Origin of the sequence: Gemmiger formicilis (assembly GCF_016900095.1) — a bacterium.
Classification (GTDB): domain Bacteria; phylum Bacillota; class Clostridia; order Oscillospirales; family Ruminococcaceae; genus Gemmiger; species Gemmiger formicilis_A.
This window is the reverse complement of the sequence record NZ_JACJJP010000022.1, coordinates 1-25080: the sequence shown is the minus strand read 5'-3', so window position 1 is coordinate 25080 and position 25080 is coordinate 1. Positions and strand designations below refer to the sequence as shown.

General features: G+C 56.7%; 18 protein-coding genes, 1 tRNA gene and 1 pseudogene. 3 read left to right on the top strand and 17 right to left on the bottom strand.

Going from position 1 to position 25080, the window contains the following annotated elements; all coding sequences use genetic code 11:
* Positions 1 to 329 precede the first annotated feature (329 nt).
* The 11 genes from H6B15_RS15535 to H6B15_RS10650 form a co-directional block, all read right to left on the bottom strand.
* The gene (locus tag H6B15_RS15535; protein WP_243424380.1) at positions 330 to 2924 is read right to left on the bottom strand and encodes a peptidoglycan DD-metalloendopeptidase family protein; all 2595 of its coding nucleotides are present in this window, start codon (positions 2922 to 2924) and stop codon (positions 330 to 332) included.
* A gap of 348 nt (positions 2925 to 3272) precedes the next feature.
* The gene (locus H6B15_RS10695; protein ID WP_204647974.1) at positions 3273 to 4901 is read right to left on the bottom strand and encodes a glycoside hydrolase family 13 protein; all 1629 of its coding nucleotides are present in this window, start codon (positions 4899 to 4901) and stop codon (positions 3273 to 3275) included.
* A gap of 44 nt (positions 4902 to 4945) precedes the next feature.
* Positions 4946 to 5671, bottom strand: coding sequence for an HAD family hydrolase (locus tag H6B15_RS10690; protein ID WP_204647973.1), 726 nt, complete (start codon positions 5669 to 5671; stop codon positions 4946 to 4948).
* A gap of 27 nt (positions 5672 to 5698) precedes the next feature.
* Positions 5699 to 7414 (bottom strand): glycoside hydrolase family 13 protein, encoded by a 1716-nt coding sequence (locus H6B15_RS10685; RefSeq protein WP_204647972.1) that lies wholly within the window; start codon positions 7412 to 7414, stop codon positions 5699 to 5701.
* A complete protein-coding gene (gene malQ / locus H6B15_RS10680; RefSeq protein WP_204647971.1) occupies positions 7411 to 8886 on the bottom strand; it encodes a 4-alpha-glucanotransferase in 1476 nt (491 codons plus the stop codon). Before malQ ends, H6B15_RS10685 begins: the two co-directional genes overlap by 4 nt.
* 10 nt (positions 8887 to 8896) lie before the next feature.
* Complete coding sequence (locus H6B15_RS10675; protein WP_345941977.1) at positions 8897 to 11158, bottom strand: glycogen/starch/alpha-glucan phosphorylase; 2262 nt, start codon at positions 11156 to 11158, stop codon at positions 8897 to 8899.
* Between the two features lie 8 nt (positions 11159 to 11166).
* Positions 11167 to 13128 (bottom strand): amylo-alpha-1,6-glucosidase, encoded by a 1962-nt coding sequence (locus tag H6B15_RS10670; RefSeq protein ID WP_204647970.1) that lies wholly within the window; start codon positions 13126 to 13128, stop codon positions 11167 to 11169.
* Positions 13129 to 13144: 16 nt separating this feature from the next.
* Complete coding sequence (gene pulA, locus H6B15_RS10665; protein WP_204647969.1) at positions 13145 to 15073, bottom strand: type I pullulanase; 1929 nt, start codon at positions 15071 to 15073, stop codon at positions 13145 to 13147.
* 39 nt (positions 15074 to 15112) lie between these two features.
* On the bottom strand, positions 15113 to 15979 hold the full coding sequence (locus tag H6B15_RS10660) for a sugar ABC transporter permease (protein WP_204647968.1): 867 nt from the start codon (positions 15977 to 15979) through the stop codon (positions 15113 to 15115).
* Positions 15980 to 15981: 2 nt separating this feature from the next.
* Complete coding sequence (locus H6B15_RS10655) at positions 15982 to 17355, bottom strand: carbohydrate ABC transporter permease (protein WP_345941976.1); 1374 nt, start codon at positions 17353 to 17355, stop codon at positions 15982 to 15984.
* 27 nt (positions 17356 to 17382) lie between these two features.
* Entirely contained in the window at positions 17383 to 18612 is a 1230-nt protein-coding gene (locus H6B15_RS10650) for an extracellular solute-binding protein (protein WP_204647966.1), read from the bottom strand.
* Positions 18613 to 18867: 255 nt separating this feature from the next.
* On the opposite strand from H6B15_RS10650, the gene H6B15_RS10645 reads away from it, so the two are divergent.
* Complete coding sequence (locus H6B15_RS10645; RefSeq protein ID WP_204647965.1) at positions 18868 to 19866, top strand: LacI family DNA-binding transcriptional regulator; 999 nt, start codon at positions 18868 to 18870, stop codon at positions 19864 to 19866.
* 145 nt (positions 19867 to 20011) lie between these two features.
* Here H6B15_RS10645 and H6B15_RS10640 read toward each other — a convergent pair whose 3' ends face one another.
* Positions 20012 to 20239: a M23 family metallopeptidase gene (locus tag H6B15_RS10640; protein ID WP_345941975.1), complete on the bottom strand. Its 228-nt coding sequence runs from the start codon at positions 20237 to 20239 to the stop codon at positions 20012 to 20014.
* A 27-nt stretch (positions 20240 to 20266) separates the two neighbouring features.
* Here H6B15_RS10640 and H6B15_RS10635 point away from each other — a divergent pair.
* Both H6B15_RS10635 and H6B15_RS10630 read left to right on the top strand, forming a co-directional pair.
* A pseudogene (locus H6B15_RS10635) lies at positions 20267 to 20392 on the top strand (IS110 family transposase); the annotation flags it as partial.
* A 235-nt stretch (positions 20393 to 20627) separates the two neighbouring features.
* Entirely contained in the window at positions 20628 to 20990 is a 363-nt protein-coding gene (locus H6B15_RS10630) for a plasmid mobilization protein (RefSeq protein WP_204647964.1), read from the top strand.
* A 75-nt stretch (positions 20991 to 21065) separates the two neighbouring features.
* Here the strand turns inward: H6B15_RS10630 and H6B15_RS10625 are convergent, their stop codons facing one another.
* The 5 genes from H6B15_RS10625 to H6B15_RS10605 form a co-directional block, all read right to left on the bottom strand.
* Positions 21066 to 21848, bottom strand: coding sequence for an ABC transporter permease subunit (locus H6B15_RS10625; protein ID WP_204647963.1), 783 nt, complete (start codon positions 21846 to 21848; stop codon positions 21066 to 21068).
* Complete coding sequence (locus H6B15_RS10620) at positions 21845 to 22651, bottom strand: carbohydrate ABC transporter permease (RefSeq protein ID WP_204647962.1); 807 nt, start codon at positions 22649 to 22651, stop codon at positions 21845 to 21847. The genes H6B15_RS10625 and H6B15_RS10620 overlap by 4 nt, the downstream gene beginning before the upstream one ends.
* Positions 22652 to 22733: 82 nt before the next feature.
* Entirely contained in the window at positions 22734 to 24071 is a 1338-nt protein-coding gene (locus H6B15_RS10615) for an ABC transporter substrate-binding protein (RefSeq protein ID WP_204647961.1), read from the bottom strand.
* 295 nt (positions 24072 to 24366) lie between these two features.
* Positions 24367 to 24837, bottom strand: a complete 471-nt coding sequence (locus H6B15_RS10610) for a helix-turn-helix domain-containing protein (protein ID WP_204647960.1) — start codon at positions 24835 to 24837, stop codon at positions 24367 to 24369.
* 156 nt (positions 24838 to 24993) lie between these two features.
* Positions 24994 to 25069: transfer RNA gene (locus H6B15_RS10605), tRNA-Lys, on the bottom strand.
* Between the last annotated feature and the right edge of the window lie 11 nt (positions 25070 to 25080).

Here is a 25080-nt window from a genome sequence, read left to right as displayed (position 1 = left end):
AACAAGAACCCGATTTTGGAATTTGGCAAATAGCCCTGAAAATAATATTGTTATAGGACAAACGCCTTGCAGCAAGGATGCTCCCCGCCGCAAGGCTATTTCTATTTCATAAACTGCAGATAAAAAACAAATCCGAACGCACCTTCAAAAAGAAGTACGTTCGAATTTGCTTTTAATGGTGCACCAGCTCAACATCCCGGATTATTGCAATAAAAAAGAGCCCTACGTTTTCCGTAAGGCTCTTCTTGGTGCGCCATCGGGGACTCGAACCCAGGACCCACTGATTAAGAGTCAGTTGCTCTACCAACTGACCAATACTAATGGTGTAGTTAAAATTCCCCATGTAGTTCTTCTCCCAAAAACTGCTTATATGTTCCTCGCACATGGATTGTAATCTTGTATCCTTTTCCAACCTCCACCTTCTCGAACAGCTGTGCCAGGATAGCTCTTTTCCTCTGGACTGTGGCAAGATCAAATTCATTTGCCCAGCCGAGGAATTCATCGTAGTAACTGCGGATCTGCTGTACCGTGGTCCGGTCATCATTGTTCTGCAATAGAGTTGCGTACTCACCTTTTGCTTGCCTGACTTCAGCCTCTGCCTGGGCAATCAGTCGGGCCAGCATCTCCTGCGAGAAGGCGCTCTCCCCTTCCAGACATTTCAACACTTCATCCTCATAGCGTTGTTGCTTGTACTGGGCTGCCTTGATTTTCTTCTCGGCAGCCTGCTTTTTTCTATTATGGTTTGCTTCTTGCTGACGAATCTTCTGCTCGATGCTCTTATCATAAGGCTCGCTCTTAATCTTGCGGAACAGTTCATCGGCGTAAGTAAGCACAATTCTGTCTACCCGCTCTGCCAGATAAAGTGACTGACCATCACATTGCCGCAGGTGCTGGCCGCGCTGGTAGCAGTTGTACTTTGCCTGCACCTTTTCCCGGATACTCCCATCGGCCAGTTTATATCGATCTGTATGCAAGAAGGCCGACATCTTCGCCCCGCAATGTGCGCAGACTATGATGCCGGCCAATAATGTTGGATTGCCGCTCTTTTGGGCGGCATTTTTTTCTTTCAGAGCCTTTTTGCTTCTTTTGCTGTTCATCTCGTTGGCCTTGGCGAACAAAGCCTCGTCAATGATCTGCAGCTGCGGCATAAACTCCGACCGTGCCGCCTTGGTAATGATATATCCCGTGTACCCCTCGTGCTGGATCATCCGTTTAATGTTGGAGGACTGAAACTCCGCTCCCTGGCGGGTACGCAACCCCCGCTGGTTCAGCATCTGCGCCATGGCATAGGCAATGACCTGTCCGGCCTGCACCTGCTGACCCACCGTAACACAGATGCCGGAGCAATGAGCATACAGAGTCGTCAGCCCGCCGCCGTGGTCGATCTTGACATAGTATCCGTAGCTGCCGCCCCAGCTGTCGGTGGCGTTGGCAATGGTGACGGTGCCGTCTGCGGCGGCCAGAATTGGCGTTACCTCCGGTGCCGAGATATCGGTACCGCTGTGGTAACTGACTTCTCCCGTGAAAGGATCGGTGCGGTACCCTTGCGGCGAGGTGATTGTTCCCGCCACCGGCAGCGGCCATTGCAGGGCACCATCCGCAAACACCGTATCCATGCCGGGCGCCATGAGCTCCCCGCTCCCCTGCACAAAACCACCCAGCAGTTCACCCCAAAGGGTCGCGGTATCTTCTCCTGAAAGCAGTGTGAGGTACTCGTTCTGCCGTTCTGTGAAGTGATAAGCATCCCGCATTTCTTCCGGGGTGTGGTGGGTCAGTTGGATGACCAGAACCGTTTCGGTGATGGTTGTGGTTTCCGATTCGCCAGCTTCATTGGTTTGCTCCACCTCACGGGTTTGTGTTTCGGTGCGCCAGTCCAGTTCGTTCATATCCCAAAGAACAGTGCGCAGCCGCTCCACGTTATCCTCATCCAGATAGGCAACAGCGGCACCATTGGCATCGCCCGCCGTTTGAGACGCAAAAACCGCCAGGACATCCTGCCATGCAATGGCATAGTTGCCATCGTTTGACTCGATCTCCTGGCGGTCATATTCTGTGCTGTCCTCAATTTCTTCTAGTTGGTCCCGATATTCTTCAGTTAGCTGTTCCACGGCAGCCTGCACGGTGACGGCATTTTCATCGGGCGTTTCCGCTGCAAAGAAGATGCCGTAGGCGGAACCTGCCACCAAGGCGATCAGGCAAATCAAAAGCACGATAAAGGCCGTAACCCAGCCCCCTGCGACCAGCGCCACTGCGAGGCTCCACAGGACAGCCAGCAGGTGCCGGACGGCCGAGCGTAGAACCGTCGCTGTCTTTTTGGCCGCTTCTACGCCTTCACGGGCGGTTTGTCTGGCACGGCACAGCACCGCTTGTGTGCGCTGTGCCGCTTGCCGGGCCTGCTTCTCTTGCCGCACCGTGTTGGCTGCCGTGCGGAGTTGCTTTTGATCCCGGTCGACGCCGCGCAGTCCTCTGGCAGCACTCTTGGCCCGCCTCTGCCGTTCCTGGAAATTCTGGATTTGCTTCTTTGCCGCGCGGCGTTTCTGTTCCTGCCTTGCAGCCGTTTTCGGGTCTGGATTGGCCGTGTCTGGGTGCAGCGAGTTTCCTTCCCGTATTTCCTCCCGTGGCGGGCACTGGTTCGGTTTGTGTCCATGGGCAAAATGTCTGCGGGCGCTATTCCCGGCTTTCCCTAGAGCAAAGGCCGCGCCATCCTCCAGCAGCGTTTCCCCCTGTCGGATGCCCTGTTCCTCCATTTCCTGTGCGGAAGCATAGCTGCTCTCCGGGTCTGTTTTCGTTGCCGAAAAGACCCTCTCCTTGCTTTTCAGCCACGCCTGCCGGGCCATCGTTTTGGGCAGGGTGCGGGATGGCTGTTCTTTGGGCAAGCGCCCGCCGGGTTTCTGTTTGATTTCTTTATGCGTGTACTCTTTCATGGAATCACCTGCTTTACAAAATGGTCTTATAGACAGAAATGACCACCTGCCCCATCAGCAGGTGGTCATCTCTATCTACAGGGTCATGGATCGCATCGGCCGCAGGGTGTGTAGCCGCGGCTGATCAGTTCTTCCCGTGTGGCATCGGCAAAGTCATCTGCAAGGGTGTCCAAAACCTAAATTCCTGACTACTAAAAGCCAAACCGATGGAGATGCCATTTCACATTTCCGTCGGTTTGGCTTATGGGGAGAAAACAGCGCTGGCAACTTTTACAGCTTTGAAGCCGCCAAGTCAACAATTTACCTTTTGCAATTGATTTTGCTTTGCACGAAATTGTTATCCTACAATTATCGGTTAACTTTGTAGAGAATTCTTGCCTCCCAGGGCTGCAAAGTATCGGGGGTGGCGGTACAGTTTTCAATCAGAACCCGGGCGCCGCACCAATTTTCGGGCACAGTCCAGGGGGTGGCTTCGTCGCCGAAGTTGCACACCACCAGCATTTGCTCCGCCCCCAGTGCCCGCTCATAGATAAACAAGCGGGGATGCTCCTCTTCCAGCAAGGTAAAGTCACCATCCACAAAGACCGCGTACTGTTTGCGCAGGGAAATGAGCTTCTGGTAATAGGCAAACACCGAATCTGGGTCGGCCAGTTCCTCCCCGGCGTTGACGGTGGTATAGTTGGGATTCACCGGCAGCCAGGGGGTGCCGGTGGTAAATCCGGCGTTGGGGGTATCATCCCACTGCATAGGCGTGCGTGCATTATCCCGCCCTTTGGCGTAGATGGAGGCCATAACTTCCGCTTCCGGGTACCCTTCGGCCATCCGCTTATGATAGAGGTTATGAATCTCCACATCCCGGTACTGCTCTATGGGCAGCTGGATGTTGGTCATACCCAGTTCCTCGCCCTGGTAGATATAGGGCGTACCCTGCATACCGTGGAGCATGGTGGCCAGCAGTTTGGCGGAACGGCCCCGGTACTGCCCGTCGTTGCCCCAGCGGGAGACGATGCGGGGCAGATCGTGGTTGTCCAGGAAAAGGCTGTTCCAGCCGCAGCCATGAAGTTCCCGCTGCCAGCGGGCAAAGCTCTGCTTCATCTTGACAAAAGGCAGGGGTGCCAGGTCCCATTTTTCCTTGCCGGGCTGCTGGTCCAGACACATCTGCTCAAACTGGAACACCATGGACAGCTCGCTGCCGTCGGGGGCACTGTACAGTTTGGCCCGGGGGATGTCTGCGCCCCAGGCTTCGCCCACCGTGACCAGGCAGCCTTTCTGGAAGGTTTCGGCGCTGAGTTCCCGCAAGAATTCATGCAGGCGCGGGCCGTTGTTGGTGATTTTGCGGTCCGGTTCCTTGGCGATCTGGTCGATCACATCCAGACGGAAGCCTTCCACCCCCTGGTCCATCCACCACAGGATCATATCATAAATTTCCCGCCGCAGAGCCGGATTTTCCCAGTTCAGGTCGGGCTGCTGGGGGGCAAACTGGTGGAAATAATACTGCTGCACCTCAGGCACCCACTCCCAGGCAGGGCCGCCAAACACCGCCTGCATATCGTTGGGCAGCTGGTCGGGGGTACCATCCCGCCAGACATAATAATCATGGTAGGGATTTTCCCGACTTTGGCGGGCCTGTTGGAACCAACGGTGCTGATCGGAAGTATGGTTGAGCACCAGGTCCATCATGATGCCGATACCCCGGCGCTTGCCCTCCCGTATGAGAGTGCGCATATCCTCCAGCGTGCCGAACAGCGGGTCAATATCCCGATAATCCGAGATATCATATCCGTTGTCCACCTGAGGTGACGCGAATACCGGGGAAAGCCAGATCACATCCACCCCCAGGGTCTGCAGATAATCCAACCGCCGGACAATGCCGGGAATATCCCCCACACCACTGCCGGTGGTATCCTGAAAGCTGCGGGGATAAATCTGGTACACGACGGCGGATTTCCACCAGTCTTTTTTTGTCTTGTCAAGCATACGCTTCCTCCTGTGCCCAAAAGGCACTCATTGTAAGGCGGTCTTTACGCCAGAACCTCCCGCAAAAGGCGGGCATAGTCGGCACCGTCGCAGTATAAATCGCAGGGCGGCGGTGTTACACCGTCGGTATTGAGAAAACAGGTTCGGATTCCCAGTGCCCGGGCAGGGGCCATATCGTCCTCGGGACTGTTGCCAACCATCAGGCAATTCCGGGGCGGCACCCCCGCCGCTTGCAGCGCCAGACGGAAATAGTCCAGGTCCGGCTTTTTGACACCGTGATCCGAAGAGATAAAAATTTTATCGAATCGATCCCACAACCTCAGACGGCGCATTTCCGGCTCGGTGAACAGACGCTGGGCGTTGGACAGCAGAAAGACCCGCTTGCCTGCACCGCGCAGTGCATCCAACAGGCTACCCGCTCCGGGGTACAGTTTCGATACATCGGTGGAACAGGCACGAAACATCCGCCCCACCTCGGCAAGAACGGAGGGCGGAACCGATGCCACCTCTTTTTGGGCGAACAGCGCCCCAAACACCTGCTCCAGACAAATTTCCACCAGCCTTTTGCCGGTAGCGGCCTGGGCAGCTGCCTCCTGCCGGGAGATTTCCCTCCGATAAGCGGCACGCAGTGTTCCGGGCGTGTAGGATGCCCCATAGTACCCGTACAGATAACACAGGGGCCGCCACACCCGGGTCAAATCCTCCTCGTCCGTATGGATTCGGATGAGGGTTCCGTACAGATCAAAAAAGACCACTTCCATGTCTTTCATTGGCTTCTCCTTGTGGGGCCGGCAACATCAGCGCCGGATGCAGATGCCGCCGGGGGCCAGCCGGTTCCCGGTCAGGCCCCGTGCAAACAGGACCTCTTTTTCCGGGCAAAGTTCCCAGGGTGTATTTCCGGCGTTGAGCAGTACCTCCACCCTGCCCCGGCAGTACCACACCTGCCGGGCCCCGGGGGCTTGCCGGAACACCGGCATGCCGTCCCGCAGTTCGGGCAGGGTGCGGCGCAGGGCGATGAGACGGCGCAGCTGATCGATCCTCTGCTGGTTTTCGGTGGTATTCATCTTGTCCCAGGGCATGCAGCGGCGGCAGTCCGGGTCATGGCCGCCGGGCAGAGCCACCTCGGTACCGTAATAGATGCAGGGGCTGCCGGGCAGCGTGAACAGCAGCGCCAGCTGCTGGAAAAAGGCATCCTCACTGCCCGAACGGGTGAACAGCCGGTCGGTATCATGGGAATCCATCAGGTTAAACAGCACCTCGGTGGTCTGGCAGCGGTAAAGGTGCAGGCAGCGGTAAAGCTGCTCTGCCAGTTCCCCGGCCGTCCGGGCAGAGTCGGCAAAAAAGTCCTTCACCGCCTGCTGCAGGGGGTAGTTCATCACAGCGTCGTACTCGTCCCCTTCCAGCCAGGGGGAAGCATCGTGCCAGATCTCCCCCAGCAGGTAGACATCGGGACGGATGGCCCGCACCCGACGGCGCAGTTCCTTGAGCATCCGGTGGGAGATTTCGTTGCCCACATCAAAGCGGATGCCGTCCACGCCGTAATCCCGCACCCAGCTTTCGCACAGGGTGCCGAAATAGTCGATGACGGCGGGGTTGTTGGTATTCAGCTTGGGCATATCCGCCGCAAAGGCAAAGGAAAAATACCGTCCGTCCCGGGTACCGCCCGGGGCGGCTTCCGGCGGCCAGCGGTTGACCATGAACCAGTCCCAGTAAGGGGAGTCGGGGCCATTTTCCATCACATCCCGCCAGGGAGCAAAGTGGGGGCCGCAGTGGTTGAACACCGCATCCAGCATGACCCGGATGCCCCGGGCATGGGCCTGTTCCACCAGCTGTTTCAAATCGGCGTTGGTGCCAAGTTCGGGGTCCACCCGGGTATAATCCCGGGTGTCGTACCGGTGTACCGAGTCCGCCGCAAAGATAGGGTTGAGATACAGCCCGCTGACACCCAGCGAGGCCAGATAGTCCAGCTTTTCGCAGATGCCGGGCAGGTCGCCCCCAAAACGTTCCCGGTTGGTCACGGGGCCTTCCCGCCAGGGGGTCTGGTTGGCACTGCCCTTGCTGCGGCAGAACCGGTCGGGGAAGATCTGGTACCAGACGGTGTCCCGCACCCAGGCAGGGGGCGCCGGGATATCGGCAGGGTTCATCCAGGGCTGGTAAAAGCCCGCCGGGTGTGTTCCGTCCTGCCGGTCAGGGGTACAGAAACCGTCCTCACCGTACAGCCAGACCTGCCCGCCGCTGTGCAGTTCAAAATGGTAGCGGCACCGCTTGTAGGGCGGGCGGATCACCGCAGTCCACCACAGGGCATGGTCCAGGGGCTGGGGGTCGGTCAGTTCCCGGCTCTGGCCGTGCCAGCGCTCGGCCCCGCCCAGAATGCCCGCCTCAAAGGGGTCGCCCCAGTGCAGAAAGACCCGTTCCACCTCGGGGCCGGTCTGCAGGCGCAGCACCAGCTCGTCGGCGTTCAAGGCATAGCTCCAGGGTGCCTGGGCCCTGTGAAAAACCGCGGCAAAATTCATACCATATTCCTCCGTTGCAGGATCAGCGGCCGGTAAGCGTGCAGGGCGGCCGCGGCCCGGTCCAGGTCAGGCAGCCGCCACTCCCAGTTGGGGGAGCCTACGGTGCCGGGGGTGTTCATCCGGGCGCTGGCGTCCAGTTCCAGTATATCCTGTACCGGCAAAATCGTCCAGCGCGCCGGGGATGCCAACGCGCACCGCACCAGCCGCTGCACCACTGTGCCGGTGCCGAAGCCCTGCCGCCGCATCCAGCGGCGCAGCTTGCGCCGGGCGGCCACAGTCAGGCTGTTGTACCATTCCAGCAGAGTGGCGTTATCGTGGGTGCCGGTATAGCAGATCAGGTTTTCGCTTTGGGACCCGATATCCCGGGCCTGTTTGCCGGTGGTATCCAGTGTAAATTCCAGCACCTTCATGCCTTTCAGGCGGTAGTGGTCCCGCAGGGCCAGCACCTCCGGGCGCAGGTCGCCCAGGTCCTCGGCCACCAGTTCCAGGCCGGGCAGTTCCCGGTAAAGGGTATCCAGCACCGCATAGCCGGGGGCCTCAATCCAGTCCCCTTCCATGGCGGTGGGGCAGGATGCGGGTATCTTCCAGTAGGTATCAAAGGCGCGGAAATGGTCAATGCGGATCACATCAAAGAGCTGTTTGTTGTACCCGATACGCCGCACCCAGAAATCAAACCCGGTTTGCTGCAGGTGGTCCCAGTCATAGATGGGATTGCCCCACCGCTGGCCGGTGGCGCTGAAATAGTCCGGCGGCACCCCGGCCACCCAGGCGGGGCGGCCGTCGGCGTCCAGCAGGAAGTTTTCCTTCCCGGCCCAGACGTCTACCGAGTCCACCCCCACATAGAAGGGTACATCCCCCATGATACGGATGCCTTTTGCGGCAGCAGCGGCCCGCACCGCCTGCCACTGGCGGGCAAACTGGTATTGCAGGAAGGTCTGGTACTCCATCTCTTCCCGATAGGGGGTCAGGTCCCCGGCCCGGTTCTCGGGCCAGGTGCGCTGCCATTCCGGCCATTCCAGCCAGCAGCGGTTGTCGTTTTCCTTTTTAAAGGCCCGGAACACCGCGTAGTCCCGTACCCAGTCCCGGGCGGCAAAGGCCCGGTAGTCCTCGTCGGGCACAAAAGCCTGCCAGGCAGCGCGCAGCAACGGTTCCTTGTACCGGCGCACGGCCTCATAGTCCACATGGTTGACGGGCAACGGAAAGCCTTCCGGCAGATTCGGCAAAAGCCCCTGGGCGGCCAGTTCCTCCAGGCTGAGGTACATTTCATCCCCCGCACAGGAGGAATAGGGCTGGTAGGGGGAATTGCCGTAGCCGGTGGGGTTCAGGGGCAGAATCTGCCACAGAGTAACGCCGTTTTGCCCCAGCAGTTCCAGCCAGGCCCGGGCCGCAGGGCCCAGGTCGCCGATGCCGTAGGGCGACGGCAGAGAGGATACTGCCAGCAGAATGCCCGTTTCTTTTTGTTGTACGCACATGGGCGTCACCTCACAGATGCCAGATATCACGGTTGTACTCGGCAATGGTGCGGTCGGAGGAGAAGAACCCTGCTTTGGCAATGTTCACCAGGGCCTTGCGGCTCCAGGCAGCTTCGTCCTCGTAGTCGGCCAGCATCCGCTCCTTGACAGCGATGTACTCCTTCACATCCAGCAGGGTCATGAACCAGTCCTTGCTGATCAATTCCTTGTACAGGCGGCAGAGGCTTTCCACATCGCCGATGCGCAGCATCTTTTTGTCCACGATAAAGTCCACCAACCGGGCAATATCGGGGTCGCCGTCGTAGAATTCCGCCGGGTGGTAGGCATTTTCGGCATAGAGGCGGATGACTTCTTCGGAGCTTTTGCCGAAGCAGTAGATGTTCTCCTCCCCTACCAGGTCGGCGATCTCCACATTGGCGCCGTCACGGGTACCCAGGGTCACAGCGCCGTTGAGCATGAACTTCATGTTGCCGGTGCCGGAAGCCTCCTTGGAGGCCAGGCTGATCTGCTCCGAGATATCGCAGGCGGGAATGACCTTGGCCGCCTTGGTCACGTTGTAGTTTTCGATCATGACCACTTTCAGCCAGGGGCTGACCTCGGGGTCATGGTCGATAAGGTCGGCCAGGCAAAGAATCAGGTGGATGATATCCTTGGCGATGGTGTAGGCGGGGGCCGCCTTGGCGCCGAAGATCATGGTCACGGGGCGGGCCGGTTTGCGGCCTGCCTTGATCTCCAGGTACTTGTAAATGGCATAGAGGGCGTTCATCTGCTGGCGCTTGTACTCATGCAGGCGCTTGACCTGCACATCGAACACCGAGTCGGTGTCCAGCACGATGCCCTGGGTGGATTCCAGATAGCGGGACAGTTCCTCCTTGTTCTGCTTTTTGATGGCACGCAAGGTGCGCAGCACCTGGGGATCGTCCCGGTAGGCCAGCAGTTTTTCCAGCTGATCGGCATCCGCCTTGAAACCGGGGCCGATGAGGCTCTCGATATAGGCAGCCAGCGGCTGGTTGCAGTGGAGCAGCCAACGGCGGAAGGTAATGCCATTGGTCTTGTTGTTGAACTTTTCGGGATAAAGTTCATAGAAGGACCGCAGTTCCGATTCTTCCAGAATTTTGGTGTGAAGGGCTGCCACACCGTTGACACTGTACCCGTAGTGAATATCGATGTGGGCCATGTGTACCCGGTCCTGGTCGTCCAGAATGGCCACACGGGGGTCGCTGCTCACGGCCTTGGCGCGGCGGTCCAGTTCCTCAATAATGGGCACCAGCTGAGGCACCGCCCGGCGCATAAAGTCCATGGGCCATTTTTCCAGGGCTTCGGCCAGAATGGTGTGGTTGGTGTAGGCGCAGGTCAGGCTGACCTCCCGCACGGCATTGTCCATGGACATGCCCTGCTCGGTGAGCAGGCGGATCAGTTCTGGAATGATCATGGTGGGGTGGGTATCGTTGATCTGCACCGCCACATGCTCATGGAGGGTATCGGGGGTGTAGCCCCGTTCAGCCAGTTCTTTCAGGATCAGCTGGGCCGTGCTGCTCACCAGGAAATACTGCTGATAGACACGCAGCAGCCGCCCGGCATCGTCGCTGTCGTCAGGGTAAAGGAAGAGCGTCAGGGTATGGGGAATATCGCTCTTGTCGAAGGAGATGCCCTCCCCGATGCGGGATTCATCCACCGTATCCACGTCAAACAGATGCAGGGCGTTGCACTGGCCGTTGTAGCCGGGCACCGCAATGTCGTACATGATGGAGTTCAGGCTGAACCCGCCGAAAGGCACCGTGAACCGCACACCGGTATCGGTCAGCCAGCTCTGGGGGGTGATCCAGGGGTTCTTTTCTTCTTTCTGCTTGTGGTTTTCCAGCTTCTGGTAGAACAGGCCGTCGTGGTAGTTCAGCCCGGCGCCGTCGCCGCAAAGGCCCAGCGTGGCAATGGAATCCAGGAAGCAGGCCGCCAACCGTCCCAGGCCGCCGTTGCCCAGGGAGGGTTCGTTTTCCGCCTCCTCAATGGCGGTCAGTTCGTGGCCGTGGCGGGCCAGCAGGTCTTTGGCCTCCTCAAACAGGCCCAGGTTGATGAGGTTGTTGCTCAGCAGTTTGCCGATGAGAAATTCCGCCGATACATAGTACAATTTGCGGTCGCCGGTGGTCTTGGGCAGGGCCGCCATCTTTTCTTTGGTAAACAGCATCAGCGCCTGGTAGACCTGGCGGCTGTCGGCGGTGTCCAGGGTTTTGCCAAACTGTTCGTTCAGGATTTCCTGCAATCTCTGTTCCATCATACTTTCCCTCACTTATGATCGAAAAAATCCGGCACGGAGCGTTCCAGTGCCTCGTACACCCGCAAAAGTTCGCCCACGCTCCAGGCCTGGGCAAAGCACCCGCGGGAGGCGGTGGGGTTTTCGCCGTCGTAGATTTCGGGCAGCTGGCCCACGCAGCCCTCCCGCAGGGCGGGTTCCAGGGCGGTAAGCCAGTGGGCCACCTGCTGCCGGGCGGCGGCGCTGTGGCCATTCACTTTCAGGTAGGCCAGGTAAAAGGCACCCAGGGGGAAGGGCCACACCGTCCCCTGGTGGTAGGCCAGGTCCCGCTCTTTCTGGGGGCCGCCGTACACCGGGTGGAAGGCCGGGTCCCCGGGGGCCAGGGTGCGCAGCCCCACCGGGGTGTACAGTTCCCGCTGAACCGTGGCCACCACCCGGGCTTCCTGCCCGGGGTCCAGCAGCGGGAAGGGCTGGGCTACGGCCCAGATCTGGTTGCAGCGGATCTGTTCATCCTGCCCGGTGCCGGAAATAACATCCCGCAGGCAGCCTGCTTCCTCCCGCCAGAAGGCGGCCCGGAAGCTTTCCCGCACACGGTCGGCCAGGGCGGCGTAGTCCCGTCCGTCCAGCTCCAGGGTGGCGGCCAGTTCCGCCAGCATCCGCAGGGCGTTGTACCAGTAGGCGTTGATCTCCACCGGTTTGCCGTGGCGGGGGGTGGGCAGGATCTCCCCGATGCGCACATCCATCCAGGTCACCTGATCCAGCCCCTGCCCTGCGGCGATCAGGCCGTCCGGTTCCATGTGAATGCCGAACCGGGTACCGCTCCGGTAGGCTGCCACGATGCGCTCCATCACCGGCCAGGCCCGGCGCACAAAGTCCAGATCTCCGGTGTAGCGGGCGTAGAGCCACACATCCCGGATAAAAAGCAGCGCCGCGTCCACCGTGTTGTACATGGGAGCGGTTTTGCCTTCCGGGAAAAGATTGGGCATCAGGCCGTCCTGCTCATACTGCAAAAAGGTTTCCAGGATGCTTTTGGCCTCGGCATAGCGGCCGGTGGAAAGAGTACAGCCCGGCAGGGCGATCATGGTATCCCTGCCCCAGTCCTCAAAGAAGGGGTAGCCTGCCAGAATGGTCTTGCCGCCGGTGGAGTCCCGCCGGGCGATGAACGCTGCCCCGGCCTGGGCCAGCTGCCGGGCCGCCGTGGCCCGGAACCCGCCCTGCCGTTCCCACAGGCGGCAGCGCCTGTCGGCCTGCCGCAGCACCCGGGCTGCCGGGGGCGCTGTTTTTTCCAGCGTGAACACCAGATCCAGCGTTTGACGGCTGCCGGGGGCCACGGTGCATACCACCTGCAGGCAGGCGGCGGTCAGGCCGGTTTTGCGCCGGCCGTCCGGTGCATCGCAGGGGTAGTACAGCGTCTGCCAGCCCAGGGGGCAGGGGGTCAGCTGCCCGTTGGTGCGCACCGTCAGGTCCAGCCCGGCAGCGGTCACCCGGTTGCCCCGCAGGGTAAAGGTCTGGGTCTTGCGCAGGTTTTTGCCCTTGGGTACAAACTGCAGCCAGGGGATCACCGTCAGGGTGCAGGGGGTATCGCCGGGATTTTCCAGCTGATAGCGCAGAGCCACGGTGTTCTGTTCCCAGTCCATGGCCAGTTCTTTTTCCACCTGTACCCCCTGCCACTGGTAGACCCACCGGGGCAGGCCGTCCACCTGGGCAAAGCAAAGGTTCTGCCAACCTTCCTCGGGGCTGCCCTTGGCAAAGGTCTGGGTGGAAAGATAGGTAGCGGCCCCGTTCCGGGTCAGTTCCTCCTCCACCCGGTGGACGATGTTCCACCGCACATTGGGGGCCCGGGTGCAGGCCATCAGCAGGGCGTGGTCATTGCGGGCAGCCCCGCCGGTAAGGGTCTGGGAGCAAAAGCCCCCCAGCCCGTTGGTCAGCAGAAAGCAGTGCTCCGCTCTGTGGGCGCTGTCTGCCAGGTCCTGTTTGCCAAACACAAAACGCATGGTATCTCTTTCTTTCTCACAGTTGGGATGGTTTGCCCAGAATCAGGGCCGTGCCGGGCGCCGCCGTAAAGGTGGGGGCGGTTTGCGGCTGCTGCCAGCCAAAGGTGGTTTCTCCATCGGCCAGGCACTGCCAGTCCTCGCCGTCCGGTGTACAGGTATATGCCTGTCCCGAGGCATTGTATACAAGGTACAGCTGCCCCCATCGGCTGCCGGTATTGTCCAGCAGCGCCGTCACACAGCGGGGGGCGGGAGTTTCTACCCGCAGCAGCCGCCGGGCGGCCCCGGCGCTCTTGTCGCACAGGGCGGGCAGCTGCTTGCGCAGCGCCATCAGGCCCCGGTAGTAGTCCACCAGGTCCCGGTGGTCCCAGGCCCGCTGCCAGTCCAGCCGGTTCAGGGTAATGGGCGCATTGTGGGTGTCCCGCTGGCCCTGCTTGGTACGGCCGAATTCCTCGCCCGAAAGCAGGAACAGCCGCCCCTGGCAGGTCATGTAGACCGCTGCCGCCAGCCGATTGGCCCGCAGCACCCGGGGGGTGCCTTCGTCGTAGCGCCGCCGGGGGTCCAGGGTATCCACCAGTTTGTCCCACAGGGTCACATCGTCATGGCAGGACACATAGGTGATGGTCTGGGTGGGGGCCGCCGTATGGAAGCCCCGCCCGCCGGGGCACCAGGCCGTCAGACTTTGGGCCACGGCCCCCTCTTTGCCGCGGCCGCCGTTGACAAAACCGGCGCTTCGGGTGTGCTGTACACTGCCTTTGACCGCATCCCGCACGGCGTCGCAGAAGGCGCCGATCTCCGGGTCCAGGGTGGGCAGGCTCTTTTTGCCCGCCAGCCGGGTCCCCCGTTTGCAGGCGGTGGGGCCGGCGGCCCAGGGTTCGCCAAAGACCAGTTTTTCTCCCCGGCCGTAGCGGGCATCCAATGCGGCGCGGATGCGCTGCATCAGGTCGGTGTCCAGCAGGCCCATCAGGTCAAAGCGGAAACCGTCCATGTGGTATTCCCCGGCCCAATAGAGCACCGAGTCCAGAATATACTGGCCGCACATGGAGCGCTCACTGGCCAGGTCGTTGCCGCAGCCGGACCCTTCGGACCAGCTGCCGTCGGGCCGGTGGCGGTAGTAGTAGCCGGGCACCGTGCGTTCCAGCCAGGAATCCCGGTGGTAGGTGTGGTTGTACACCACATCCATAATCACCCGGAACCCCTGCCGGTGCAGCGACTGGACCAGCTCTTTCAGTTCCCGGATGCGCAGAGCGCCGTCCCGGGGGTCCAGAGAATAGGAGCCTTCCGGCACATTGTAGTTGACGGGGTCGTACCCCCAGTTGAAGGAGGCATCGGGGGCCGCTTCGTCCACCGAGCCGTAATCAAACACCGGCATCAGCTGGATGTAGTTCACCCCCAGCCGCCGCAGGTAGCCGAGGCCGGTGGGGTGCTGCCCGTCCCCGTACAGGGTGGTATCGGTACAGGTGAATGCCTTGTACTTGCCCCGGTACGCCTGCGGGAACCCGCCGCTTTCGTCCCAGGAAAATTCCCGCACATGCACTTCGTAGATGATATCCTCCGCCTGGCGGGCGGGGGCCTTGTCCTGCTGCCAGCCCTCGGGGTCGGTGGCGGGCAGGTCCACCACCATGCTGCGGCCGCCGTTGCAGCCGCAGGCCCGGGCGTAGGGGTCGGCGGTGGTGCGGGTCACGCCGTCCACCGTCACCGCAAAGTCGTAGTAAACACCCGCCAGCCGCCGGGGTGCTTCGTAGTACCAGACGCCCCGGTCCTGGGGTTCCATCTCCACACATTCCAGCGGGTCCGAAACCACCCCTTCGGGGTAAAGCCGCAGCTGCACCCGCTGGGCCGTGGGGGCCCACAGGCGGAACCGGGTGCCGGTGTCGGTTAGGCGGGCGCCCAGGTCGCCGCCGTCATAGTGGTATTGCCGGGCAAATTGGGGGCTGTTGAAATCCATACAGGGAACACTCCTCTGGCAGGGTCGGCCGCCGGGAGATCAGCCCTTGACGGCGCCCGACATGCCATCCACGTAATATTTCTGCAGTTTCAGGAACAAAATCGCAATGGGGATAGAGATGAGCACCGCACCGGCGGCAAAGCTGGTGTACCAGCTGTCGATGTACTCTTTTTCCAGCATCTTCCACAGGCCGATGGCCACGGTGTACTGGTCGGAGTTGGCCCGGCAGATGACCTTGGCAAAGATGAAATCCACCCAGGGGCCGATAAAGGCGGTGAGCACGGTGTAAACGATGACCGGCTTGCTCAGGGGCAAGGTGATCTTGGTGAAAATCTGCCACCGGGTGCATCCGTCAATGCGGGCGGCTTCGTCCAGGGCCATGGGCATGGTATCGAAGAAACCCTTGGCGATCTGGAAGCTCAGAGCCGCGCCGCCGGAGTAGCACAAAATCAGTGCCAGGCGGATGAGAGAGCCTTCGGTGAGGCCGATGGCCTTGAGGATGAAGTAGACGGCGATCATGGACATAAAGCCGGGGAACAGGCCCAGGATCATCGCCATGTTCATGTAGGGCTTGCGCATCTTGAACCGCATGCGGGACAGACAGAAGGCCGCCGACAGCACATAGAAGCTGGACAGGATGCAGGAGAAAATGGCGATGATCAGGGTATTCATGAACATCTGGGGAAAGTTGAGGATGGTGGTATCGGTGAACAGTCGGATGTAGTTGTCCAGAGTCAGGCTTTTGGGAAAGAAACTGGACACATAGGAGCCTTTTTCCGCCCGGAAACTGGTCATCACGACCCACAGCACCGGGAACACCCAGATGGCGGCCAGCACCGCCAGTAGGGTGTGAACCAGGACATTGTTGCGCCGACGGATGGCTTTTGCACTCTTGTACTGTTTCATGATCAGAAACCGCCCTCCTCTTTATAAGACTTGCTGCGCCGGTAGGTGAACAAAGCGCCCACCGACAGGATGATAAAGGTCATGATGCCCACCACGGCACCTACGTTGTAATACTGCTTGTCGATGGTCAGCTTGTACAGCCAGGTGACCAGCAGGTCGGTGCTGCCCGCGGTGGAAGCCAGGTTGGTGACCGGGTCGCCGCCGGAAAGCAGATAGATAACGTTGAAGTTGTTCACGTTGCCGGTAAAGGTGGCAATGAGGTAGGGGGTGGTGACATAGAGCATATAAGGCAGGGTGATGCTGAAGAAGGTGCGCACCGGGCCGGCGCCATCCACCTTGGCGGCGTCGTACAGTTCGGCGGGAATGTTCTGCAGCACGCCGGTGAGCTGCATCAGGGTGTAGGGCACACCCACCCAGATGTTGACCACGATCACGGTGACCCGGGCCCAGGTAGGGTCGGTGAAGAAGGGCAGGCTGGCGTCCGGGGCGATCAGGCCCAGGCTGCGCAGCAGCACATTGACGGCACCATTGGGCTGCAGCATGGTGCGCATGATCAGCAGGGACACAAACATGGGCACCGCGCTGGAAAGTACGAAGCAGAACCGCCAGAAGCCCTTGAAGCGGGTATCTTCCCGGTTGATGAGCAAAGCCAGCAGCATACCGAAGATGTAGTTGGTGAAGGTGGCGAACACCGCCCACACCAGGGTCCAGGCCAGCACCGACCAGAAGGTGCTGCCCAGGATGCTGTTGGAATCAAACAGAGTGGCGAAGTTTTCCAGCCCCACCCAGTCGAAAAGAACCAGGTGATTGCCGATCTTGCTGTAATTGGTGAACGCCATGCAGATCATAAAGACCAGCGGCAGGATGGTCAGCGCCGTGATGAAGAACATGGGCGGGGTCATCAGCAGACGGTAGAGGTTTTCGTCCAGCAGGGTGGCCAGGTCTTCCCGGAAGGTGTTCACATGGCCGCCGCTGCTTTGCAGGCACTGAGCCTTGTAGGCGCTTTTCAGGCTGCCCCGCCAGACCAGGAACATCACCAAGGTGATGAGGATGGTGGCTACGCCGTACAGCAGGAGCAGGATGGACTGATCGCCCTGCACATACAGGTAGACCTGCTGGGCTTCGTCCCACACCTCCTGCTGTTCCACCTCACCCAGGGTGACCAGCATCTTCAGGTTATACAGCCCGCTTTGTACCATAAAGGCCAGCCAGGCCAGTTCAGCGGCCAGGTAGAGCACACCTTTTACCGCCTGACCGTGGCAGATACTGCCCAGCCCCATGACCACCGCCGAAAGCCGGGTGGTCATATCGCCTTCCCGCAAGGCCGCCAGGCAGGTATAGGGGGAATAACCTTCGCTTTGTTTTGCTTTCAACATATTCATCATTTCCACCTCATGCGCTGCTCAGATTCCGTTGCTGTTCATGGCGTCATTCATGGCCTTGGTCTGTTCGGCGGCGTTCTCCTTGGTCACGCTGCCGTTGCGGATGGCCTTGCCCATGTTTTCCACCGGCGTCCAGCAGTTGTTCATGCTTGCCACAAAGGGCTGCAGGATGGACGTGCGGTCAAAGGTATCGTTCTGGGCCTTGACCACCGGGTCCGCCGCGATTTCGGGGTCGCTGTTCAGCTCGGTGTTGCAGGGGATCACATTGCGCAGCTCGTAGTGCAGGCGCTGGGCTTCCGCCGAACCCAGGTACATGGCCAGTTCCACCGAAGCCTTCATATGCTTGGTGGATGTGTTCACCCCAATGGCTTTGGATCCGGCATAGGCATACATCTGCTTTTCTTCCCCGTTCAGGGTGTAGGTGGGCAGTGCCGCCACACCCATGTTGTCGCCCAGGATTTCCTCCACGGCGGCGGCATCCCAGGAGCCGGAGAAGATGGCGTTGATGCTGCCGTCCCGCAATCCCGCCAGACCGGAACCGTCCTGGTCGATCTTGAAGTTGGGATTGGCCACCAGGTCCACCAGGTATTCGGTCACTTCCACGGCGTTCTCCCCGCCGAAGTCGGCGCCCAGTTCCTCCTGGGTGCCGTCCCCGAAGAGGGTGCAGCCGTTGCCGAAGTAGAACGCCGGCAGGTACCAGGAGTTCACGAAGGGGAAGCTGACCACACCATTTTCCAGCATGGTGTCCAGGCTTTTCACATCCTCCTCGGTGAACACGCTCTTGTCATAATACATGTACCAGGTATTGGTGGTAAACGGCACACCGTAGATGTCGCCATCCAATGTCAGGGAGTCCAGCAGCGTTTCGCTGTTTGTAGCCTTCAGTTCCTCGGCATAGATACCGCCGAATTTGGCCAGTGCGTTGGCATCGGTCATGGTGGTCAGGGTGTCGTTGGCGTACATGAACACATCGGCGCTGGCGTCCGGGTCCTGAGACACAGCAGTAGCCGCTGAAGCTTCATCCGACACGCCGTACACAAAGGTGATATCCCATTCCGGGTGCAGGGCGGCAAAGTTTTCGCAGCAGGTCTGCAGCCATTGGCCGCTGTCTTTGGACTGGTCCTCCGACGGGGACCATACCATCAGACGAATCTTTTCAGCGCCGCTATCGCCGGACACAGGACCACAGCCTGCCAGCAAAAGTCCCGCCGCACACAGGCCCGTGGCAAGTCGTAACGATTTCTTGTGCATGCTTACTCCTCCTTGTTTCGCTTTGTTTCGCTACACCCACTATACACTCCTCCCCCATCAGAATCAAGACTTTCCAGAAAAACCGCAGTTTTTTCTGCTTTCTGCACAACCAAGCAAAGGGGAAATTGTGCTTTTTCACAGTACAGCGAAACAATACGAAACACCTTACGAAACATTTCCGCTACTGGTGATTGCCTTTTGCCCGAATTGAGGGTATAATACAGATAAAAAACAGAGTAACAGCGGAGAATATGTATGGTCACCATTCAAAATATCGCGGAAAAATTAAATGTTTCCAAAGGGACGGTCTCCAAGGCATTGAACGGCGCGCCTGACGTGAGCGAAACATTGCGAAAATCTATTTTGGAGACCGCTGTGGAGATGGGCTATTCCCGCACCCTCCACAAGCGGGATGCCAAGACCCTTTGCATCTTCATCGAGAACATGTCCTGCCAAGAGCCCAACGACTTCGGCTACGATATTGTGGTGGGTTTCCGCAAGGCGGCGGAGCCTTCTGGGTATCTGGTGGAGGTGGTCCCTCTGGACGACAAAACCCAGAAGCACACCCGCTACGACGAGTATATGCTCAAACACAACTATGCCGGAGCGTTGTTCCTGGGATTGTCCCTTTCGGACGTATGGCTGCACGACCTACAGACCGCCCACACCCCCGCCGTGTTGCTGGACAACTACATCAAAGCCAACCCCTACACTTGTTATATGGGTGTTGACAACGCCGAGGGCATGGACCTGGCGGTGGCCCACCTGCGCAGCCTGGGGCACACCCGCATCGGCTATCTCAGCGGCGGGCTGGGTTCCTATGTAAACCAGACCCGTTACAGCGCTTTTTTCCACGCGCTGCGCAAAAATGGATTGCCGGACGACCCTCATCTGGCGGGAAGTGATTATTTCTTCTCGGAATGTCTGCAAAAGCATCTGCCCGCCCTGCTCAAGCAGAATGTAACGGCCATTCTGTGCAGCCATGACCTACTGGCCCATACGGTGATGCTCCACTGCCTGGAACTGGGCATCCGCATCCCCCAGGATCTGAGCATCATCGGCTTTGACGACCTGCCCCTGTGTTCCTACACCATGCCACCGCTGACCACCATCCGCCAGGACCGCACCCAGCTGGGCAAAAGCGGCTTTTACGCTCTTTCCAGCCTGTTGGCCGGGGTGCCCATCAGCACCCTGCTGCTCCATGCCCAATTAATCCTTCGTCAATCTACTGCAGCTCCAAAAGAGCACCCGTAAAACACAAAAAGACAGATACATTATGTCAGACCCTTGCTGGAAGCTGTTTTCGGCGCATATAAAATCTCGCCCGACTTTGTAGCGGTGCGAGTTTTTTGTATCAAATATACTTTCCAATACTTTTCTCCCATTTATATCCCAATAATCAATTCACATTTGCGCCCCCTTGGATCTCAAAATGCAAATGCGGCCCTGTCGCCCTCCCAGTTTGCCCCACATATGCTATGACCTGTCCGGATTTCACCTGCTGCCCCGCTGTAACACAGATACTGGAGCAATGGGCATACAAGGTCGTGAGTCCGCTGCCATGGTCGATCTTGACATAGTACCCGTAGCTTCCACCCCAACTATCAGTGGCATTGGCAATGGCCACGGTGCCATCTGCGGCAGCAAGGATACGCTGTTGGAGAAGATTCAGGCCTGTATCGCACCTCAGGACAAAATAAGAGTAGGGCTTGAGGCAACCGGACATTACAGCTACAATCTGCTGGGGTTTCTTTTGGACAATGGTCTGGCCACCTATCTTCGCCATGGAGAAATCCAGGCAGCCCTATCGCTCAGCGGCTTGAGCCATCTATTTGAATAGACAGCGGGGGTCTGATAAGACCTCAGCTTTGCTATACCCTTTTTTGAACCATCTGCCTGTGAGCACTTCCACTCATTTTCAGGGTTGACTTTTAATAGTTAATCTTTCCTGGTATATTCCGGCACATCAGACTCCGGTGCCGACGATCAGGTCCAGAATCTCTTTGGCAAAGGTTATGACTGAAAAACGAAAACCACCAACCCGTCAACGCCCGATACAGGTCAAGTTTTTTGTAGACGAAAAAGAGCTTGACCTGATAAAACAGAAAATGGCACAGATGGGAACGAACAACATGAGTGCCTATCTCCGCAAAATGGCAATCGATGGGTATGTTGTGAATTTGGATATGCCTGAACTCCGTGAGTTGACTTGCAAAATGAAACGGATATCCAACAGCGAAAACCAAATTGCCAAACAGCTCAACACAACGGGTAACATCTACGAAGCTGACATTGAAGAAATCAAAAGGAATCAGGAGGAAATTTACGAAGGCATTAAAAAAATCCTGCTTTCTCTTTCCCATCTGAAATGTAGATGAACTGATAAAAGCGGAACAGGCATGACCGAAATCATGCCTGTTCCAAGAATTTCACCTATTACTGTTTTACGACCACTATAATGTAAAAGAATTTTCTTCGCTAGATACTATTGAATTTGGGTTATGCAGCTTTGCAACTGCAAAAGCAAAAACCAGTAGCAACGGAAACACAGATAATAGTGCTTGTATAGCTGTTACGCTTGGGTCGGCACCTATTTGTTGCAGAAAGTAAGTTGACAATACCAACTGGCTATCTGTCTGCAAAAAGGTCATGGGTTGTTCAAGCATGTTCCAACTCTCAGCCACCGATAATAGGCTACCTGCCAGTATGTAGGGGGAAAGCATTGGGATATAAATCCGGAAAAAGCATTGCCGAGTAGAAGCTCCTTCACAGATTGCTGCTTCGAACAGGCTAGGATGAATTTGCTCACTGCCAAACCAGAAGATCAAAACAAGAAAAGGCTGGAAGGCAGACATGAGCACGACACCGCCCGCGTGGTGTAAAAGATGCATCCGATCCAATAAAAGATATTGTGGAAGTATGAGTGCTTGTTGAGGAAGAAACATCAACAAAAGGCAGAGATAGAGCACTTTTCGGGCAATATGCTGCGGAAGCATTTTCGAAAGTGCAAGGCCTGCGGGTATGTTGACCAACCACTGTAGCAGTAGATCTCCTACAGCAAGTATAATCGTATTTAGATAGGCAGCCCAAAATATCGTTTCAAGTTCCAGAGAACTTTCCAAAAGGGAAAGAACACCAGCTTTTACAAATGGGAGGAGCAAAGCTGCGCAAGGAAGTATGTACAGGAACACAAGCGACTTGAAGAGCGGGCGTTGCCAGCGGGGATGTTTAATCATGACCGCCCACCTTCTTTCCTTTTCCAGACAGGTAATTTCCAAAAGGCCGAAAAGAATACGAGTAGAAGCAACGGGATAACAATGAGAAAGACCGACGCCGCCTCCAGTCTGGCAAAATTCATGTTACTGAAATTGTTTTGCAGGAAATGTTGTAAACTGTACAGTGATTCTGTAGGATGCGCCCCACCCAAAAGCAAGGCTTCGCGGAAACAGCGAAATGAATTGTATACAGCTAGGATGGCACAAATTCCCAAAGAAGGGGCTGTAAGAGGAAGGCGAATGGAAAAAACAATTCGCCAATAAGAGGCCCCTTCCAGTGCAGCTGCCTCCAAGTATTCTTCCGGAATTGAGCCCAACGCGACTATTAGAATCAGAAGCGAATATCCAAGCCCTTTCCAAAGAACGAGACAGCCAAAAACCATACCAGCCACTTGTCCCGTAGACCAATCTGCAGGTAAAAGGGAAAACAGACCATCGATCTGCGAAGTTCCGAACAACTGAGAAACAATTTCTACCACACAGACGGCTGGCAAAACGGCGGGTAAAAAGAAGAGAGCCGATGATCTACCACCGTGGATACGATGGCACAGTAATGCCAGAAGAAACGCGATACAAAGATTCAAAGGCAGGACAAATGCCCAAAGAATCAGAAGGTTACGAATTGCCAGCAAGAAGGTATGATTCTGCAACAGTTCTATATAGTTTTCCATCCCCACGAAGGTATTCCCCATACCATGGTAAAAACTGCGGATGAACGCTATAACAAAAGGAAGCAGATAATTGACCATAATGGCCAGAAGCATGGGTACTAGTAAAAGCCCGCCTATGATATGTCGTTGTCGGGACAGTGATCCACTTTTTACAAAGAAATTCATGGAATTCCTTTCATTCATCCAGATACATCTGCAGTCTGGGCGTCAGCGTGTTAATCAATTCATCCAGCGATGTGTCTCCGTAGAGATAGTCGTTCAAGGAGGATGTCAGTATATCATCTCCCGTTTCACTCTGCCCCAGCTCCAATGCACTGTACCAAATGGTATGAAAATGTGCGGATGTTATTTGGTCGCAAATAGACTGAATGCTCTGCACAGTGGTGTCTTGCAGATTACCGCCATAGGTTTTCTCACGAAAGGCAATGTCCTCTTCGGAGAGCTTTTCCTTGGAAGCATCGTAGACAAGAAACTGATGCTCATTTTCAAGCGAAGACTTTGTGCTGTCGCGGCGTACAGGCAGTTCTTCCGTGGTACAGGGATAAGCAGCGGCATCCTGGCATTCGGCGCTCATCAGATAATATAGCAGTTCTGCGCACTGCTCTGGATATTGTGTGCCTGCACTAGCCATTGCGTAGCTGGAAATTTCTGCAGTAATGCTGCCATTTTCGTTGGGAATTCCTTGAACAAACGGGGCGATGCCTTTGGTATCCAGGGGGTGCAAGGTTCCCAGCGCGATGTCTGACATTTCCAGAAGGCCAAAAGGTGTTCCCTCAGCTAACGCATCAATCTGCTGCGAGTCATAGTTGTTGAAAAGATTAAGCTGATGGGTGGTGTAATCCTTTTCAATGGTTAAAGCCTGACGGACAGCATCAGTATCTAACTGAATAGCGCCTTCCTGGTAGTCAATCAACGGTTGATCAAGTAGGTTTGTCAAGCTCAAAGAATATTCGACCTGTTTGCCGTTTTCCTTCAGGACACGGGACAATTCCTCAAAAAAAGCTGTTTGATTCGCTGAGGCTATATCCGGCTGAAATCCACTTTCTGTGATAACGTTCTCTGCTCCAACAAATAAAGGGACCGAAAAAGAAAGTGGCAAAATATATTGCTGGCCATCCAGTTGCCCGGTAGCAAGAACCGCGGAATAGTAGTTAGCAGGATCAAATGAATTGGCATCTGCATAGTCGGAAAGATTCAAAAAGGAGTGATTCTTCATTGCTTTTTGAACGTCCGGGAACAAATTCTCATCCGTGAATCGCAAAGTCTGCATCAGAAAAATATCGGGTCCGCCACCTGTTATGATCTCAGTATTCAGCTGGTTGATCTCCGATTCTCGTGCAGCTTGATCGCTGGCACCACTTACAGGAGATACAAATTCCAGATGAATTTCCGGATGAGAATCCTCGAAGTCCTTTAATTTTTCGTAGATGGGAAAATGCGCTTCTTCATCAGTGTAAACGGCTTCCAGATACACGGACAGGGTGACAGTTTCGTTTTTCTGTGATGAGCTCATGGTGGGAGTGTTCGAACTCTTTGGATTTTCTGAGCTACTTGATGCTGTTGAAACGCACGAGGTACAGCTTATCAGAAGAACGATAGAAGCCACAAGTAGAGCAGCAGCTTTTTTCATGCCATATCCTTTCGATTAACATTCCAGGTGAGTTAAGATATCTTGTAATTTAGTAGGAATACTTCACGCACAAAAAAGTACATAACATGCACGTTTTTATCATTATAGCATACGGTAATAGGTGCAACAAGCAAGCAGGAAGCAAATCGAGTAAATCTTTCAGCCATTACTCAAAAATTTACAATAGCTTACCAATCTTCCATCCGAAATAGTCGTTCTGATTAATAATGCCGCCTAAAAGGAATGTTTTCTCATTGCTCCATCTTGTGAGAAGATTCTGGAATGCCTGGTTGTGAACTACAATCGCAATGTGCTCAAATGCTAATGGATTGCAAGTGCAAGGGAGTTGGCATTTTTCCTCGTTTACCGGAATGAATTCAATGAGAGCGCAATCCTCTTGATCCAACCATAATAGCTGACGAAGCAACGTCTGCAACGATTCATTTTCTTCTATGGAGAGAATTGTTTCCGGCACGTTCAACGCGTGAGCTATATTCTTAATCAGGTTACGTTTTGGAGTTCGATACCCTATCTCATATTGAGCGATACGATTTGCCCCACTCGCTCCCAGTCCAATCCGCTCACCTAACTCCCGTTGCGTCATGTGACGATGTTGACGGATTAGACGAATTTTAGTTCCAATTTTCATGATATAATTCTGCCTCCACCTTGTAGACACGTTCGAAGCGTTAACATACTATATTCGTCTGGTTTACATGCAAAAAGGGAGGACCGGCGCTCTGTGCCAATCCTCCCAATATCGATCAATATGAAAAACGCCCTGCTTTCCAGCAAGGCGTTTCTTTGGTGCGCCATCGGGGACTCGAACCCAGGACCCACTGATTAAGAGTCAGTTGCTCTACCAACTGAGCTAATGGCGCTTATAAAAGCA

Bases quoted from the DNA above. Each gene is read 5' to 3' on its own strand.
- H6B15_RS15535 (WP_243424380.1), bottom strand. From the start codon at position 2,924: ATGAAAGAGTACACGCATAAAGAAATCAAACAGAAACCCGGCGGGCGC.
- H6B15_RS10695 (WP_204647974.1), bottom strand. From the start codon at position 4,901: ATGCTTGACAAGACAAAAAAAGACTGGTGGAAATCCGCCGTCGTGTAC.
- H6B15_RS10690 (WP_204647973.1), bottom strand. From the start codon at position 5,671: ATGAAAGACATGGAAGTGGTCTTTTTTGATCTGTACGGAACCCTCATC.
- H6B15_RS10685 (WP_204647972.1), bottom strand. From the start codon at position 7,414: ATGAATTTTGCCGCGGTTTTTCACAGGGCCCAGGCACCCTGGAGCTAT.
- malQ (WP_204647971.1), bottom strand. From the start codon at position 8,886: ATGTGCGTACAACAAAAAGAAACGGGCATTCTGCTGGCAGTATCCTCT.
- H6B15_RS10675 (WP_345941977.1), bottom strand. From the start codon at position 11,158: ATGATGGAACAGAGATTGCAGGAAATCCTGAACGAACAGTTTGGCAAA.
- H6B15_RS10670 (WP_204647970.1), bottom strand. From the start codon at position 13,128: ATGCGTTTTGTGTTTGGCAAACAGGACCTGGCAGACAGCGCCCACAGA.
- pulA (WP_204647969.1), bottom strand. From the start codon at position 15,073: ATGGATTTCAACAGCCCCCAATTTGCCCGGCAATACCACTATGACGGC.
- H6B15_RS10660 (WP_204647968.1), bottom strand. From the start codon at position 15,979: ATGAAACAGTACAAGAGTGCAAAAGCCATCCGTCGGCGCAACAATGTC.
- H6B15_RS10655 (WP_345941976.1), bottom strand. From the start codon at position 17,355: ATGTTGAAAGCAAAACAAAGCGAAGGTTATTCCCCCTATACCTGCCTG.
- H6B15_RS10650 (WP_204647966.1), bottom strand. From the start codon at position 18,612: ATGCACAAGAAATCGTTACGACTTGCCACGGGCCTGTGTGCGGCGGGA.
- H6B15_RS10645 (WP_204647965.1), top strand. From the start codon at position 18,868: ATGGTCACCATTCAAAATATCGCGGAAAAATTAAATGTTTCCAAAGGG.
- H6B15_RS10630 (WP_204647964.1), top strand. From the start codon at position 20,628: ATGACTGAAAAACGAAAACCACCAACCCGTCAACGCCCGATACAGGTC.
- H6B15_RS10625 (WP_204647963.1), bottom strand. From the start codon at position 21,848: ATGATTAAACATCCCCGCTGGCAACGCCCGCTCTTCAAGTCGCTTGTG.
- H6B15_RS10620 (WP_204647962.1), bottom strand. From the start codon at position 22,651: ATGCTTCTGGCCATTATGGTCAATTATCTGCTTCCTTTTGTTATAGCG.
- H6B15_RS10615 (WP_204647961.1), bottom strand. From the start codon at position 24,071: ATGAGCTCATCACAGAAAAACGAAACTGTCACCCTGTCCGTGTATCTG.
- H6B15_RS10610 (WP_204647960.1), bottom strand. From the start codon at position 24,837: ATGAAAATTGGAACTAAAATTCGTCTAATCCGTCAACATCGTCACATG.